The sequence below is a fragment of the Eikenella glucosivorans genome (assembly GCF_016025525.2).
GTDB classification, from domain to species: domain Bacteria; phylum Pseudomonadota; class Gammaproteobacteria; order Burkholderiales; family Neisseriaceae; genus Eikenella; species Eikenella glucosivorans.
Window position 1 is genome coordinate 114672 of record NZ_JACSGR010000001.1, and the last position, 15558, is coordinate 130229.

Genomic DNA, 15558 nt, shown 5'->3' on the forward strand with positions numbered 1-15558 from the left:
TGCGTCTGCATCCGCGCGGCGGGCTTATGGTTAGTGTTTTAGCGGCAGCGGCTTCTGTTTTAAAGGAATATTTATGTTTGACAAACACGTGAAAACCTTCCAATACGGCCAGCACACCGTTTCCATCGAAACCGGCGAAATCGCCCGCCAGGCTGCGGCCGCAGTGAAGGTGTCCATGGGCGAAACCGTGGTGCTGGTGGCCGTTACCGCCAATAAAGAAGTGAAAGCCGGGCAGGATTTTTTCCCGCTCACCGTGGATTATCTGGAGCGCACCTACGCCGCGGGCAAAATCCCCGGCGGTTTCTTCAAGCGCGAAGGCAAGCAGAGCGAAAAAGAAATCCTCACCAGCCGCCTGATCGACCGCCCTATCCGCCCGCTGTTCCCCGAAGGTTTCTACCACGACATCCAAATCGTGGCCATGGTGGTATCCGTTGATCCGGAAATCGATTCCGATATCCCCGCCATGATCGGCGCGTCCGCCGCGCTGGTGTTGAGCGGCGTGCCCTTTGCCGGCCCCATCGGCGCCGCGCGCGTGGGCTATGTGGACGGCCAATACGTGCTGAACCCCACCAAAACGCAGCTTTCCCGTTCGCAGCTGGATTTGGTGGTGGCCGGTACCGCGCAGGCCGTGCTGATGGTGGAATCCGAAGCGCAGATCCTGCCCGAAGACGTGATGCTCGGCGCCGTGGTGTACGGCCACGATGAAATGCAGGCCGTAATCCGCGCCATCAACGAGCTGGCCGATGAAGTAAACCCCGAAGTGTGGGACTGGAAAGCCCCGGAAACCAATACCGAACTGGTGGCCAAAGTGCGCGAAATCGCCGGCGCCACCATTCAGGAAGCCTTCAAAATCCGCCAGAAACAAGCCCGCAGCGCCAAGCTGGACGAAGCTTGGAGCGCCGTGAAGGAAGCCCTGATCACGGAAGACACCGACACCTTGGCCGCCAACGAAATCAAAGGCATCTTCAAACATTTGGAAGCCGACGTGGTACGCGGCCAGATTCTGGCCGGCCAGCCGCGCATCGACGGCCGTGACACCCGCACCGTGCGCCCCATCAACATCCAAACCGGCGTGCTGCCGCGCACCCACGGCTCCGCCCTCTTCACCCGCGGCGAAACCCAATCCCTGGCCGTGGCCACCCTCGGCACCCAACGCGACGAGCAAATCATCGACGCCCTGAGCGGCGAATACACCGACCGCTTCATGCTGCACTACAACTTCCCGCCCTATTCCACCGGCGAAGTCGGCCGCATGGGTGCGCCCAAACGCCGCGAAATCGGCCACGGCCGCCTGGCCAAACGCGCCCTGCTGGCCGTGCTGCCCGCGCCCGAAGATTTCAGCTACACCATGCGCGTGGTGTCTGAAATCACCGAGTCCAACGGCTCTTCCTCCATGGCCTCCGTGTGTGGCGGCTGCCTGAGCCTGCTCTCTGCCGGCGTGCCGCTGAAAGCCCACGTGGCCGGCATCGCCATGGGACTGATTTTGGAAGGCAACAAATTCGCCGTGCTCACCGATATTCTGGGCGACGAAGACCACCTCGGCGACATGGATTTCAAAGTGGCCGGCACCACCGAAGGTGTTACCGCCCTGCAAATGGACATCAAAATCCAAGGCATCACCAAAGAAATCATGCAGATTGCCCTGGCGCAGGCCAAAGAAGCCCGCCTGCACATCCTCCAGCAGATGCAGGCCGCCGTGGCCGGCCCGCAGGAGCTTTCGCAGCATGCCCCGCGCCTCTTCACCATGAAGATTAATCAAGACAAAATCCGCGACGTGATCGGCAAAGGCGGCGAAACCATCCGCGCCCTCACCGCCGAAACCGGCACCGAAATCAACATCGAAGACGACGGCACCATCACTATCGCCGCCGTGAATGTGGAATCCGTGGAAGCCGCCCGCAAGCGTATCGAAGAAATCACCGCCGAAGTGGAAGTCGGCCAGGTGTACAACGGCGTGGTGATCAAGATTTTGGACAACAACGTGGGCGCCATCGTGTCCGTGATGCCCGGCAAAGACGGTCTGGTGCACATCAGCCAGATTGCCCACGAGCGCGTGAAAGACGTGCACGACTACCTCAAAGTCGGCCAAAACGTGCGCGTGAAAGCGCTGGAAGTGGACGACCGCGGCCGCGTGCGCCTCTCCATGAAAGCCCTGCTCGACCAAACCCGCGAGCAATAAGCCGATAAGCACCAGCTAAGGCAAAGGCTACCTGAAAACCCGTTTCACCCGTTTTCAGGTAGCCTTTGCAATCAATACGGAGAGCACATCATGCCCCACCGACAACTATTCAAAGAAGCCGACAGCATCGACCGCCGCATCCTCAAGCTTTTGCAGGAAAACGCCCGCCTGAGCATGACCGATCTGGCCGAGCGCGTTGGCCTGTCTGCCACGCCTGTTACCGAGCGCGTGCGCCGGCTGGAGCGCGACGGCTACATTACCGGCTACCACGCCCGCCTCAATCCCGCCCGGCTCGGCTACGGCCTTTTGGTGTTTGTGGAAATCAAGCTGCATTCCAAATCCGGCGATATTTTTGAAGAATTCCGCCGCGAAGTGCAGCAGATTCCGCAGATTCTCGAGTGCCACCTCGTGTCCGGCGAATACGACTACCTGATCAAAGTGCGCCTGCAGGATATGTCCGCCTACCGCGACATGCTGGGCAAAATCCTGCTGCAACTGCCCTCCGCGGTGGAAAGCCGCAGCTATGTGGTGATGGAGGAAGTGAAGGAAAACGGCCCGCTGGCGCTGGACGATTGGGAAGAGTAGGAATCTGAGCTATATCGAAGCAAAAGGCTACCTGAAAAATGTTTTTCAGGTAGCCTTTTATCCGGGTGGAAGCAGTTTGCCCTGCCCAAGTTTTATTTCTGATTGGCGGCCAGTGCTTCCTGCAAAGCTTCTTTCGGCATATAGCCGGCCACGATTTTGCCGTTGGGAAACACGATGGTGGGCGTGCCGTTGAAGCCGAAGCGGCTGCCCAGCGCCATGGTGTCGCGCACGGGGTTGTTGCAGCCGGAAGATTCGGGCGGCACGGTGCCTTTGCGCATCCAGCCGGTCCAGGCGGCGGTGCGGTCGGGGCTGCACCAGATGCGGATGGCTTTGGCCTCGGCGGCGGGGTGCAGGTCGGGGATGGGCATCATGAAGTTGTAGATGGTGAGGTCGGTCATCTGCTCGAACTCTTTTTCCAGGCGGCGGCAGAAGGGGCAGTCGGGGTCGGAGAACACGGCCACTTGAAGCTTGCCGTTGCCGCGCACTTCTTTGATGGCGGAATCGAAAGGCAGGGCGGCGTAGTCGATGCGGTTGAGCTCGTCGCGGCGGGCTTCGGAGAGGTTGCTGCGTTTGTTCACGTCAATCAGGTCGCCGGTAAACATATAGCCGCCATCGGCAGTCATATACACCAGCTGGTTGCCGCTGAGGAACACTTCATACAGGCCGCTCACGGGGGCGGGGGATACGCTCAACACTTCAATGCCTTGGTTGCCGTAGGTTTGGGTGAGCTTGCTACGGATGGCGGCTTCGGGGCTGCCGGCGGGCGCGGATGCGGCGGCGGGCTGGGAAGCGCCTTGGGCGGCGGGCTGGGCGTTGCAGGCAGCCAGGGGCAGCAGCAGCGCCAACATGATGGTGGAGAGGGTGTGTTTCATGTGTTTGTTCTCATTGAGGGTTAAAACGGGCGCATTATACAGAAATCTGCGCGTGATGGTTTCAGGTAGCCTGTGGGCTAAGTTGAGGCTACCTGAAAAATCTTCCCTGCATGAAACTAGGCTTCGGGATGAAGCTGCGTTTTTTGTTTGCGGCGGTGATAGTGTATCGATACCAAAACAAAGCCCCATAAAATGAGTATGCCCAGCCAAAATGGCCAAAAATACATCATCCATAGCCAGTCATAGGCCGTTCCGGAAGTAAATTTGAAATTTAAAGGCGCACTTCCTTGCAACTTAACGTGTTCGCCAGCCAATACCGGGCTAACTTGCTCTATCCTGATGCTGCCTTGGTTCCAGCCGGCTTTTTCTCGCAGCCAACAAGCATTTGAACCAAAGTGAAACGCATGCCCGCTGGAATCGGCAGGCGTACCCAAGTCGCGCCACAATTTTTCACCCGATGTGCTGACCGGTTCGGTTAGATAGCGGCAACTTCGGCCATTAAGAGTGATGATAACGTGTACCGGCTCGCCCGGATTATCGAAACGCTGAATACGGTGCGCCTCCCATTCCGCTTCATCTTTTGTATTGGTTACCCACTCACCCAACTCTGCCGAACGCCGGGAGTCATCATCTCCCCATTGGAAACCAAATGAATACTCCACCCCTCCTGTGCTAAACGGTCGAAACACCTCAAATTCGGCAGTTTCTCCTTGGCGCAATACCACTTCGGTGCCGCTGGATAAGGCGGACAACGCAAACAAGCCCATCATCACGCCAAATACGGCCACCGCCGCCAGCCAAATCTTCACCGACAGCGCCATCTTCTTCTTGCTGCCCATATCGTGCCTTTCTATGGTTTCCACGGATTTTTGTATCATAAACCTTCCCTGCTCAGCCCAACAGCCCCGGCCAGCGCGCCAACACGCGTTCTACCGCGTCGCTTTGGCGCAGCAGCTCGCGCTGCCATTGTGCGGCGGCGTGCTGCCACTGGGGAAGCTGTTGCAGCAGCGCCCGCCAGCATTCGGTGCGGGCGGCGGGGGTGAGCGCGGTGGCACCGTTCAAATCGTTGGAGAGGGCCGCGTGGGCGGCGGGCAGCGGGGCGGTTTCGGCGGCTTTGCGCCAGAAGGCGTGCAGCTTGGGCAGGTGCGCCTGCTCGGCCTGCGGATAGATGTGCCACATCAGCGGCTTACCGGCCAGCTGGGCACGCACGAAGCTGTCTTCGCCGCGCACCAGCGCCACATCGGCCAGCCACAGCACGGCGTCAAATTCGGCCTGCGGCACAAAGCCGATGCGGACAAGGCGCACCGCGCCGGCCTGCCACACGTCGCCGGCCCGGCGCAGGGCGGATTCGGGAATGGCGCCGGCCCGGCACAGGCTGTCGATCACCTGATGATCGGCCAGCCACACTTCCAGCGGCTCGCCCGCCGCCTGCCAGGCAGCCAGCCAATCTGCCCACACGGCGCCGGCATAGCCGAAGCAGAAGCAGCGCACGGCGGCGGGGTCGGAGTTTTCAGGTAGTCCCAAGCGGTAGCGCAAACCGGCTTGGGCGGCGGAATCGGCAAGGAAGGCCTGCTGTTTTTTCAGGTAGCCTTTTTCGCGCAGCAGGCCGCCGCTCTGTTCGCTGAAGCCCATCAGCCAAAAGTATTTTTCGCTGCCGTCGGCTTGCAGCGAGGGCTTGCCGTGCATGGCTTCCGCCCAGGGCTCGGCGCTGAGGTATTCCCAGTTGAGCCACAGCGGGCGGTGGGCGCGGACGGCGGCAAGCGCGGCGGGCGGCAAATCGCAGCCGAAGGTTTCCACCACCAGCGCGGGTGCGGCGGCGGCCAGCTCGGCGGCGATGCTTTCGGCAGCATCATCCTGCCAATGGTGCAGGCGGATAGGCGCGGGCGGCGGGGCAGCGCCGAGCAGTTTGGCTAGCACGGCGGGGCTGTCGTGCCATAAGGCTACCTGAAAACCGGCTTCGCGCAGGCGGCAGGCCAGGCGCCACGACACGCCGATGTCGCCGTAGTTGTCGATCACGCGGCAAAACAGCCAGGCGGCGGGTGGAAAACGGGGGGATTGGGGCACGATGTTCCTTGCTTGGGCAAAAGTTCAGACGGGACGGGAATTTACGTTATCCGCGAACCCTGTCAAGCTTTTTGGCGGAAATTTTTTCGGTTTTCCCACAAAGGGCTAAAACGGCCGCCACCGGATTGGCGTAAAGGCTCAATTCTCGGGCTTGACAAGATTTGTTTGCGCTTAACTCGTTGATATACATAAAACTCGTAAAAATTGGCCATTTTTTATGCAAGCTAAGCGGAGGCCTGATTTATCAGGCAATCCGGCGCTTCCCACAGCGTTTTCCACAAAGTTTTCCACAGCTTTTGTGGGTAAGGTAGAAAGCTGCGGGCGGCGCGGTTTTTTGGCAGATTATTGCCCGTGCGGAATGGGCGGCGGCAGCGCGGCGCGGGCTGGGAAAACGGGATTGGAGTTTGGCAAAAACCGGGATGTTTGCCGCGCCGAAAATCGTATTTTAAACTTTCCGCCTAGTTGAAGCCGATACTTTCAGGTAGCCTGCCGCTGCCCTACAGGCTACCTGAAAACAGGGTTGGCAAGATGGATTTATTGCGGCTTGGCTTGATGGATGGCGCAGTTTTGCATTCTGCCGAAGCCGATGCCGCCTATGCCTTTGAGGTGGCCTGAAAGCGCAAGCTGCAATGAAGTGAAAACAAAATTGCGGCGGGGCTAAGCAAGGCACGGCGTTTCAGCCGGGCTGTTGCCGCGCCGCCGATTCGGCTACCATAGCCGACGTTTGACATGAAAGCACCCCCATGACCTTCCAACAATGGCTGCATCGGAGCGGCCTGCCGCGCCTGGAAGCGCGCCTCTTGATAGAAGCCGTGTGCCGCCTGCCCCATGCCCGGCTCATCAGCCGCAGCGGCGATGCTGTGCCGCAGCCGCAGCGCGCCGTGCTCGATATGCTGGCCGCGCGCCGCCGCCTTGGCGAGCCGATGGCTTATCTGCTCGGCAGCCGCGAGTTTTACGACCGCCCCTTCCGCGTGTCGCCCGCGGTGCTGATTCCGCGCCCCGAAACCGAACTCTTGGTGGAGGCCGCGCTCGAGCGCCTGCCGCCCGGCGGCCGCCTGTGGGACTTGGGCACCGGCAGCGGCATCATCGCCCTCACCGTGGCGCTGGAGCGGCCAGATGCCGCCGTGCGCGCCTCCGATGTCAGCCCCGCCGCGCTGGCCGTGGCGCAGGCCAACGCCGCCGCGCTCGGCGCAAATATCGAATGGGCGCAGGGCTCCTGGTTTGCCGCCCTGCCCGCCGCAGAAGGATTGTTTGACATCATCGCCAGCAACCCGCCCTATATCGAAGCGTCCGACGAACATCTGACACAAGGCGACCTGCGCTTCGAGCCTGCCGCCGCGCTCACCGATTTTGCCGACGGCCTCAGCCACATCCGCACCCTCGCCGACCAAGCCCAAGGCTACCTGAAAACCGGCGGCTGGCTGCTGTTGGAACACGGCTGGAACCAAGGGGCAGCCGTGCGCGCCATCCTCGCCGAGCACGGCTGGCGGCAAGTGGAGACCCGGCACGATTTGGCCGGGCTGGACCGGGTGAGCATCGGGCGCAAGGCGGATGAGGCTTAGCGGTTTGACCCGGGCATGCACAAAGGCTACCTGAAAATCCGAATCTCGGTTTTCAGGTAGCCTTTGTGCATGGGGGATCGCGGCCGGCATTGGGCATGAAGGCCCGGTTCGCGGCATTTTGTTTACAAACCGGTTAAATAAGGGGCTACCTGAAAATTTCGGTTTCGCGAAGTTCGCATACCCGTTTTCAGGTAGCCTTTATTCCGCCTGAGGGGTTAGTTCGGAATATATTGCAGCGGATCAACCGGCTGGCCGTTTTTGCGCAGCTCGAAGTGCAGCTGCACACGGGAGCTGTCGCTGTTGCCCATGGTGGCGATGCTCTGGCCGCGGCGCACGGTTTGGCCTTCGCGCACCAGGAGGCGCTGGTTGTGGCCGTAGGCGGTGAGGTAGGTTTGATTGTGCTGCACGATGATGAGGTTGCCATAGCCGCGCAGGCCGGAGCCGCTGTATACCACTTTGCCGTCGGCGGCGGCCACCACGGGCTGGCCGGCATTGCCGCCGAAGTTGATGCCTTTTTCGTTGCCGCCGAAGCGGGTGAGGATGCTGCCGGCGGTGGGGCGCTGCCAGGTGATGCCGGATGCGCTGCGGGTGGCGCCGGATACGGAGGGCGTGCTGGCGGGGGTGCTCGCGGTATTGGCGGGCGGGGTGGGCGTGGGAGCGGTGCGCGGCGGGGTGGCGGGCTGCTGGGTTTGGGCGGCGGTGGGCGCGGTGTAGCCGGCAGGTTTCACGCGCAATACTTGGCCGACGCTAATGTTGTTGTCGGCCAGGTTGTTCCAGGCGCGCAGGTTGTCTTGGCTGATGCGGTAGCGCAGGGCGATGTTATACACGGTGTCGCCGCGCACCACGGTGTGCTGGGCGGCGTTCACGTCTACCGGGGCGTAGGAGGGGGTGTAGCTGCCGGCGGGGGCGGTGGTATTGGCGGGCGGATTATAGGGGGCGGCTGCCGGCGGGGAGTAGGGCGTGTCGGCGGCGGTTTGGGTGTTGCCGGGCGGGGTGTAGGGCTGGGCGCCATAGGGGTTGCTGTCGGCAGCAGCGGTGTTGCCGCCGTAGTTGTTGCCGTAGCCTGCGCCGTTGCCGGACACCACGGGGGCGGGCGGCTGGGTGAGGGTGCAGGCGCCGAACAGAACGGTGAGCGCGAGGGGGAGGGAACGGAGGGTAAATAGCTGATTCATGGGGATGCGGCTTTCTGTGCACGAAAACAGCGCAATCATAAGCAATACGCGTACTTTCACGCAAGTTTGGCCGGCGTATATCGCGGTTAAGTTCCGTTAATAAGGGGGACGAAACGCGCTTCGTGCACGCAGGTTTCCTGAAAGCCGTGCTCGGTTTTTTCGATCAGCCACAAATATTGCTGCCCGCCTTCGTCCAGCGGGATCACTAGGCGCCCGCCCACGGCGAGCTGTTGCAACAGCGGGAGCGGCACTTCCGCCGGTGCGGCGGTAACCAAAATGCCGTTGAAGGGTGCCACTTCGGGCAGCCCCAGATAGCCGTCGCCGCACACCAGGCGGGCGCCGCCGAGCAATCGGGCGGCGCGCAGGTTGTGTTTGGCCTGCTCGTGCAGTGCGCGCAGGCGCTCCACCGAATACACCTGCCCAAGCCCCACCGCCTGCAGCACGGCGGTTTGGTAGCCGCAGCCGGTGCCGATTTCCAGCACCGGGCCGAATTGCGCGGCGGGCGCGTTGCCGAGCATAAGCTGGGTCATCACCGCCACGGTGTAGGGCTGGGAGATGGTCTGGCCCAGCCCCAGCGGCAGCGACATATCGTCGTAGGCGCGCGAGCGCAGGGCTTCTTCCACAAACACGTGGCGCGGCACGCTGCCCATGGCGGCGAGCACGTCTTGGCGGGCGATGCCCATTTTGGCCAGCCGCTGCACCATATTGCGCCGCCGCCAGTCGAAGCTGCCGCGCCCGTGTGCCGCGTTCATGGCACGATGTCCTGCCAGAAGCGGGCCACGCTGCCCAAGCCGGCATGGTCGGTGAGGTCTACGGAGAGCGGGGTGATGGTGATCAGGCCGGCTTCGTTTTGCGCGAAATCGGTGTCTTGCTCGCGGTCGAGCACTTCGCCGGCGGCGCCGATCCAATACACGGTTTCGCCGCGCGGGCTGCGGGCGGCTTCCACGCTTTGGTGGTGGTGCCGGCGGCCGAGTCGCACGGCGGCCATGCCTTGGATTTTGCCTTTGGGCACGGCCGGGATGTTTACATTCCACAGTACGGGCCGGCTCGGTTTGGGTGCGGCGAAAAGATGGCTGAGCAGCTGCCACACGGCTTCTTCGGCGGTATCCCAATAGCGGCCGCTTTTGTCATTGAGCGAGAAGGCGATGGCGGGGATGCCGAGCAGGTAGGCTTCGGTGGCGGCGGCCACGGTGCCAGAATAGAGGGTGTCGTCGCCCATATTGGCGCCGTGGTTGATGCCGGAAAACACCCAGTCGGGCTGGAAATCGGGCAGGCTGTGCAGGGCGAGGTGGATGCAGTCGGTGGGGGTGCCGTCTACGAAATAGAAGCCGTTGGCGGCTTCCTGGATGCGCAGGGGGCGGTCGAGGGTGAGCGAATTGCTGGCGCCGCTGCGGTTGCGCTCGGGGGCGACCACGCGCACGTTGGCGAATTCGGCGGCCACGCGGGCGAGGATGGCGAGGCCTTCGGCTTGGTAGCCGTCGTCGTTGCTGATGAGGATGTTCATGGCGGATAGATAGGGGGTTGGGGCTACCTGAAAAATGGTGGGATTAGATTTTCAGGTAGCCTGAAGCGGGCGGGAAGGCTACCTGAAAATTGTTGATGGCTTGGGGAAAGATATTTTTCAGGCAGCCTCTGGCGCTTACAGCACGGTGTTAGCCGGCTCGTAGTCGATCACTTCGCGGATTGTGTTCTGCCCGTCCACCAGCACCACTTTGGGCCGGTGTGCGGCGATTTCCGGCTCGGAAAGGAGCACGTAAGACATGATGATCACCACGTCGCCCGGCTGCACCAGCCGTGCCGCCGCGCCGTTGAGGCAGATTTCGCCGCTGCCGCGCGCGCCGGCGATGGTATAGGTTTCCAGCCGCTCGCCGTTGTTGTTGTTCACAATCTGCACTTTTTCGTTTACGCAGATGCCCGCCGCGTCGAGCAGGTTTAAATCCACGGTGATGCTGCCCACGTAGTTCAAATCGGCGCGGGTAACGGTGGCGCGGTGGATTTTGCCGCCCAGCAAAGTTCGGAACATGGAATCGTCCTAGCAAAAAACCGTTATTCTACCGCAAACCGGCGCGCTGTTTTCAATGGGCGGCTGCCGTTTTGGCTTCGCAGAAACGCTGCTTTCTTCGGCAGCTTCGTTTTAGCTTCGCAGAAACTCCGCTTCCTGCGGCAGCTTCGTTTTAGCTTCGCAGAAACTCCGCTTCCTGCGGCAGCTTCGTTTTAGCTTCGCAGAAACTTCGCTTCCTGCGGCAGCTTCGTTTTCAGGTAGCCTGCGGGATTGCTGGCAAATCGTAAGGCGCGGTGTTTATTGTGTTGCCGAATCGTCTTCGCAGCCGCAGGAGAGGGAGCCGGAGGCTTGCAGGCTGAGCTGTTTGCGCTGAAGGGCTTTTTCGTGGCGGCAGCGTTGGCGCTCGGTGGTGATGGCCAGCGGGGGCACGGGCACGGGCTGGCCGTTTTCCATGGCCACCATGGTGAAGTAGCAGCTATTGGTGTGGCGCACCTGGCCGGTGCGGATATTTTGCGCTTCCACACGGATGCCGACTTCCATGGAGGTGCGGCCGGTGTAGTTGATGCAGGCGTAAAACGTGACCAGCTCGCCCACGTGGATGGGCTCTTTAAACAGGACTTTATCTACCGAGAGGGTAACGCAGTAGTGGCCGCTGTAGCGGCTGGCGCAGGAATAGGCCACTTGGTCGAGCAGGCGCAGGAGCTCGCCGCCGTGCACGTTGCCGCTGAAATTGGCGCTGTTGGGCATCATCAGCTCGGACATGATGAGCTCGTGGGCAGGAAGCTGGCGGGTGTGTTCCATGTGTATTTCCTTATGATGTTGGATAAAGGGGTGATTTTAAGCGATAGCCGGTTGGAGGGTTATTGGATTTTCTTATTCGGCGGGCAGGTTTGCCGGCGCGGGATTTTTGCTGTCAAAGCCGGCAAGTTTTAGTTGCGCCGAAACATCGGCTCGCTTCGCCGGATCTGACGTTTTCAGGTAGCCTTTAAGCGTACGAAAAAACGGAAGCCATCCGCAGACGGCTTCCGTTGCTTGCAGCATGGTGCGCACTTAATCAATCCGGCCGAACTTGCCTTCGTTGAAATCCAACACGGCCTGGCGGATTTCCTCGGCGGTGTTCATCACGAAGGGGCCGTAGCCGACCACCGGCTCGTTAATCGGCACGCCGGAGAGCAGCAGGATTTTGGCTTCTTCGCTGCCGGTGTTCACGGTGAATTGCCCGCCGCCCTGCTCGAAGCTCACCAGCTCGCCCGGTTTGGCCGCATCTTTGCCGTTGATGAGCACGTTGCCGCGCAAAATCACCAGCGACAGGTTGTGGCTCTCGGGCACTTCCAGCACGGCTTCCTTACCGGCGTTCAGCACGATATCCCACACGTTCATTTCGGTAAAGGTGCTGGCGGCACCTTTGCTGCCGTTGTGTTCGCCGGCAATCAGGCGCAGGTGGCCGGCTTCATCGGGCAGCTGCACCACGGGGATATCGGCCTTGGCCAGGTGCTGGTAGCGCGGCGGGGTGTTTTTGTCTTTGGCCGGCAGGTTGACCCAGAGCTGTACCATTTCGAAAAGGCCGCCCTTTTTACTGAAGGCTTCGGAATGGAATTCTTCGTGGATGATGCCGGAGCCGGCGGTCATCCATTGCACGTCGCCTTCGTAAATGATGCCGCCTCCGCCGCTGGAATCGCGGTGGGCCACTTCGCCGTGGTAGGCGATGGTGACGGTTTCGAAACCTTTGTGCGGGTGCTGGCCCACGCCGCGCGGGCTGCGGGCTTCGTTGGGGGCGAATTCGTAGGGGGCGGCGTAGTCGAGCATCAGGAAGGGGTTGGTGCCGCGGTCGTCGCCCATGTGGGAGAACAGGGGTTGGACGAGGAAGCCGTCGCCCACCCAGTGTTGGCTGTTGGCACGGTAGATTTGTTTGACATTGCGCATGGTGTGTTTCCTTTCGTTTTTTGATAGGGCTACCTGAAAATTTAGCTTCGCAGAAACTCGGCTTTGCTTCGCAAAACATCGTGTTAACTTCATTGAAGCTCACGCTTTCAGGTAGCCTTTATGGGCTGGTTTGCTCTATACCTGCATACCGGCCGCTTGGGCGGCGCGCAGTTTGGCGGGGGTAACGTCGTTGCCTTCGCTGTCCACCACGCTCACCGTGGAGAGGATGTTGGTCATTTGCCCCAGCACCTGCTTCACATAAGCCTGCCGCAGGGTGTCGCGTTCGGCCAGTTCGGCTTCGGTGAGGCCCACGGTTTTGGCTTTGCGGGCCAGCTCGTTGATGCGGTCTAATTCAGCAATACGCATGATTTCCTCCTTAAAATTTGTCGTGTCATTTTGTTGCGTTGGGTGTATTATAGCTAGTATGAATTTTTTAGCAAGTACGCACATTTTTTATACTGTAAGTTTTATTGCATACCAAGGAAACATCATGCCCGCAGAACCCCAAGCCTACACCGATTGCTGCCCCGTTACCGCCACGCTCGACATCATCGGCGGCAAATGGAAAGCCCTCATCCTGCACCACCTCCACGGCCACACCCGCCGCTTCAACGATCTGCACCGCCACCTGCCCGCCGTCACCCAGCGCATGCTCACCCTGCAGCTGCGCGAGCTGGAAAACGACGGCATCGTACACCGCGAAGTGTATCCGCAGGTGCCGCCCAAAGTGGAATACTCGCTCACCGAATTCGGCCAAACCCTGATGCCCGTGATCCAAGCCATGCACCAATGGGGCGAGCAATACGCCGCGGAATGCGAAAAACACCGCAAGCCGGCCGATTCCGAAGAGGGTTGAGCAGGCTTCCCAGCGCGCCAATCCGCAAACGGCGGGCGCAAAAAAGCAGCCTTTTCAGGGCTGCTTTTTCGTGCGTTCAGCACATTTTGCACTATCTATTTACACCAAAACTTATATAAGCAAATGAAATATATAAATATATTGGTGCGGACGGAGAGACTCGAACTCTCACACCTCTCGGCGCCAGAACCTAAATCTGGTGCGTCTACCAATTTCGCCACGTCCGCGGGGAAAGGCGGCATTATACTGTAATTCGCTGATTTGGCAACGCTCGGCGTAACAATCGGCAGGCTTTCTGCAAACCGGAGCCTGGCGTGAGGCAGGCAATCCGCTTCTATGCGCAACAAAAAGTTTTCAGGTAGCCCCTTCTGCTGCGGAGGCTACCTGAAAAACTTCCTACCCAAACAAGCGCCCCTGCGCCAAGATTTCCCGCACCGGAGCGAAATCTCGGCGGTGCTCGGGCAGGGCGCCGTAGCGTTGCAGGGCGGCGAGGTGTTCGGCGGTGCCGTAGCCTTTGTGGCGCTCGAAACCGTATTGCGGATAACGCTCGGCCAAGGCATACATCTCCGCGTCGCGCGCGGTTTTGGCCAGCACGGAGGCGGCGGAAATCTGGATGATTTTGCTGTCGCCCTTCACCACGGCTTCGGCCGCGCAGCCCAAATCGGGCGGCACGCGGTTGCCGTCTATCCACGCTTTTTCAGGTAGCCTGCCCAGCCCGTGCACGGCGCGGCGCATGGCCAGCATGGTGGCGTGCAGGATGTTGAGCGCGGCAATTTCTTCCACCGAGGCGGAAGCCACGCACCAGGCCAGCGCCTGCTGTTTGATTAGCACAGCCAGCTCGTCGCGGCGGCGCTCGCTGAGTTTTTTCGAATCGGTGAGCCCGGGCAAATCGTATTCGCGCGGCAGCACCACGGCGGCGGCAAACACGCTGCCGGCCAGTGGCCCGCGCCCGGCTTCGTCCACGCCGGCCTGCCAGATCATGGGTTGATCCCCGCCGCCGCCAGCACCGCCGCCGCCGCTTCGGCCGCCGTGTCTTTGCGCAGCAGCTGGTGCAGCCCGGTGAAATCGGCTTGCAGCGCGGCCACCTTATCCGGCGAGCGGTACCAATCGAGCACCGCCGCCGCCAGTTTCTCCGGCTCGGCATCGTGTTGCAGCAGCTCGGGCACGGCGGCGCGGCCGAGCAGCACGTTGGGCAGCCCCACATAAGGCACTTTGATTTTGCGCTTCACCAGCGCATAGGTGAGCGGCGAAATCTTGTAGCTGATCACCATCGGCCGCTTGCACAGCGCCACTTCCAGCGTGGCCGTGCCGCTGGTGACCAGCACCGCATCCGCCGCAGTACAGGCTTGCGCGGTGTTGCCTTCGAGCAGGCGCAGCGGCAGCGCGCGGTAGGGTTCGGCGGCGAGCAGGGCTTGCAGGCGCGCGCGGGTGGCTTCGGTGGCGTAGGGCAGCAGGAATAGCGCGTTGGGCACTTGCGCCAGGATTCGTTGCGCGGCTTGCAGGAACAGCGGCGCCATATAGTCGATTTCGCTCACGCGGCTGCCGGGCAGCAGGGCGAACACGGGCTGGTTTTCAGGTAGCCCCAGCGCGCGGCGGGCGGCGACGCGGTCGGCTTCCAGCGGCAGGGTTTGCGCCAAAGGGTGCCCCACAAAGCGCGCCCGCCCGCCTGCCTGCCGGTACAGTTCCGGCTCCATCGGAAACAGGCACAGCACCTCATCCGCCTGCCGCACGATTTTGTATACCCGTTCGCGCCGCCACGCCCACACCGAAGGGCTCACATAATGCAGCGTGGGAATGCCCGCAGCCTTGAGCGCGGCGGCCACGCCCAGGTTGAAATCCGGCGCATCGATGCCCACAAACACGGCCGGCCGCCGCCGTTTCATTTCGGCAATCAAGCCTTTGCGGATGCGCCAGATTGCCGGCAGGTTTTTCAGCACTTCGGCATAGCCGCGCACGGCCAGCGTTTCCTGGTCAAACAGGCTTTCCAGCCCGGCCGCCTGCATACGCGGGCCGCCGATGCCGATAAACCGCGCCTGCGGGCAGCGCGCGCGCAGGGCATCGATGAGGTGCGCGCCGAGCAGGTCGCCGGAGGCTTCGCCGGCGCAGAGGGCGATGAGGGGGGGCGGGGTGGTCATGATGGAAAGCGGGCGGGAAACAAAGATGCGGTATTGTACCGAAGAATGCGGCGGCGGGCGGGATGGGGCTACCTGAAAACGACGCTTTAACGAATTTAAAACAGGCTATCTGTTTTTTAAACCGGTTACACGAAAGGTAGTTGGCTAGTTTCCGCACGGCAAAAGGCTACCTGAAAAACAGTTTGCCCGTTTTCAGGTAGCCTTTATC

The 15558-nt window shown here is 61.3% G+C and carries 18 protein-coding genes and 1 tRNA gene; 5 read left to right on the plus strand and 14 right to left on the minus strand.

From position 1 onward, the window contains the following. Window positions 1–73: 73 nt before the first annotated feature. Both pnp and H9Q10_RS00510 read left to right on the plus strand, forming a co-directional pair. On the plus strand, window positions 74–2179 hold the full coding sequence (pnp, locus tag H9Q10_RS00505) for a polyribonucleotide nucleotidyltransferase (protein WP_197902093.1): 2106 nt from the start codon (window positions 74–76) through the stop codon (window positions 2177–2179). Between the two features lie 90 nt (window positions 2180–2269). Then, on the plus strand, window positions 2270–2764 hold the full coding sequence (locus H9Q10_RS00510; RefSeq protein ID WP_197902094.1) for a winged helix-turn-helix transcriptional regulator: 495 nt from the start codon (window positions 2270–2272) through the stop codon (window positions 2762–2764). Between the two features lie 92 nt (window positions 2765–2856). On the opposite strand, the gene H9Q10_RS00515 is transcribed toward H9Q10_RS00510, so the two are convergent. The 3 genes from H9Q10_RS00515 to earP form a co-directional block, all read right to left on the minus strand. Further along, window positions 2857–3636, minus strand: coding sequence for a DsbC family protein (locus tag H9Q10_RS00515; protein ID WP_197902095.1), 780 nt, complete (start codon window positions 3634–3636; stop codon window positions 2857–2859). 116 nt (window positions 3637–3752) lie between these two features. After that, on the minus strand, window positions 3753–4514 hold the full coding sequence (locus tag H9Q10_RS00520; protein ID WP_197902096.1) for a hypothetical protein: 762 nt from the start codon (window positions 4512–4514) through the stop codon (window positions 3753–3755). Window positions 4515–4527: 13 nt separating this feature from the next. Next, window positions 4528–5700: an elongation factor P maturation arginine rhamnosyltransferase EarP gene (gene earP, locus H9Q10_RS00525; RefSeq protein ID WP_197902097.1), complete on the minus strand. Its 1173-nt coding sequence runs from the start codon at window positions 5698–5700 to the stop codon at window positions 4528–4530. A 462-nt stretch (window positions 5701–6162) separates the two neighbouring features. Between earP and H9Q10_RS00530 the strand changes: the two genes are divergently transcribed. Continuing rightward, complete coding sequence (locus H9Q10_RS00530; protein ID WP_197902098.1) at window positions 6163–6315, plus strand: hypothetical protein; 153 nt, start codon at window positions 6163–6165, stop codon at window positions 6313–6315. 128 nt (window positions 6316–6443) lie between these two features. Beyond that, window positions 6444–7262, plus strand: coding sequence for a peptide chain release factor N(5)-glutamine methyltransferase (gene prmC / locus H9Q10_RS00535; RefSeq protein ID WP_197902099.1), 819 nt, complete (start codon window positions 6444–6446; stop codon window positions 7260–7262). Between the two features lie 215 nt (window positions 7263–7477). Here the strand turns inward: prmC and H9Q10_RS00540 are convergent, their stop codons facing one another. The 8 genes from H9Q10_RS00540 to H9Q10_RS00575 all read right to left on the minus strand — a co-directional run bounded on the left by H9Q10_RS00540 (window position 7478) and on the right by H9Q10_RS00575 (window position 12725). Continuing rightward, a complete protein-coding gene (locus H9Q10_RS00540) occupies window positions 7478–8434 on the minus strand; it encodes a peptidoglycan DD-metalloendopeptidase family protein (RefSeq protein ID WP_197902100.1) in 957 nt (318 codons plus the stop codon). An 86-nt stretch (window positions 8435–8520) separates the two neighbouring features. Further along, entirely contained in the window at window positions 8521–9186 is a 666-nt protein-coding gene (locus H9Q10_RS00545) for a protein-L-isoaspartate(D-aspartate) O-methyltransferase (protein ID WP_197902101.1), read from the minus strand. Next, window positions 9183–9938, minus strand: a complete 756-nt coding sequence (gene surE, locus H9Q10_RS00550; protein ID WP_197902102.1) for a 5'/3'-nucleotidase SurE — start codon at window positions 9936–9938, stop codon at window positions 9183–9185. Before surE ends, H9Q10_RS00545 begins: the two co-directional genes overlap by 4 nt. A gap of 135 nt (window positions 9939–10073) precedes the next feature. Continuing rightward, window positions 10074–10457: an aspartate 1-decarboxylase gene (panD, locus tag H9Q10_RS00555; RefSeq protein ID WP_197902103.1), complete on the minus strand. Its 384-nt coding sequence runs from the start codon at window positions 10455–10457 to the stop codon at window positions 10074–10076. Window positions 10458–10733: 276 nt separating this feature from the next. Next, on the minus strand, window positions 10734–11237 hold the full coding sequence (locus tag H9Q10_RS00560) for an acyl-CoA thioesterase (protein ID WP_197902104.1): 504 nt from the start codon (window positions 11235–11237) through the stop codon (window positions 10734–10736). Between the two features lie 72 nt (window positions 11238–11309). Further along, window positions 11310–11486: a hypothetical protein gene (locus H9Q10_RS00565; protein WP_197902105.1), complete on the minus strand. Its 177-nt coding sequence runs from the start codon at window positions 11484–11486 to the stop codon at window positions 11310–11312. Continuing rightward, window positions 11487–12359: a pirin family protein gene (locus H9Q10_RS00570; RefSeq protein WP_197902106.1), complete on the minus strand. Its 873-nt coding sequence runs from the start codon at window positions 12357–12359 to the stop codon at window positions 11487–11489. Between the two features lie 135 nt (window positions 12360–12494). After that, window positions 12495–12725: a DUF896 domain-containing protein gene (locus H9Q10_RS00575; RefSeq protein WP_197902107.1), complete on the minus strand. Its 231-nt coding sequence runs from the start codon at window positions 12723–12725 to the stop codon at window positions 12495–12497. 124 nt (window positions 12726–12849) lie between these two features. Between H9Q10_RS00575 and H9Q10_RS00580 the strand changes: the two genes are divergently transcribed. Then, window positions 12850–13215 (plus strand): winged helix-turn-helix transcriptional regulator, encoded by a 366-nt coding sequence (locus H9Q10_RS00580; RefSeq protein WP_197902108.1) that lies wholly within the window; start codon window positions 12850–12852, stop codon window positions 13213–13215. Between the two features lie 142 nt (window positions 13216–13357). Here H9Q10_RS00580 and H9Q10_RS00585 read toward each other — a convergent pair. From H9Q10_RS00585 to lpxB, 3 genes are all read right to left on the minus strand, one after another. Next, window positions 13358–13442, minus strand: a tRNA-Leu gene (locus tag H9Q10_RS00585). A gap of 169 nt (window positions 13443–13611) precedes the next feature. Next, window positions 13612–14196 carry a ribonuclease HII gene (gene rnhB / locus H9Q10_RS00590; RefSeq protein ID WP_197902109.1) on the minus strand — a complete coding sequence of 195 codons (585 nt, stop codon included), beginning with the start codon at window positions 14194–14196 and terminating at the stop codon, window positions 13612–13614. Further along, window positions 14193–15350 (minus strand): lipid-A-disaccharide synthase, encoded by a 1158-nt coding sequence (gene lpxB / locus H9Q10_RS00595; RefSeq protein ID WP_197902110.1) that lies wholly within the window; start codon window positions 15348–15350, stop codon window positions 14193–14195. Before lpxB ends, rnhB begins: the two co-directional genes overlap by 4 nt. Window positions 15351–15558: the final 208 nt, after the last annotated feature.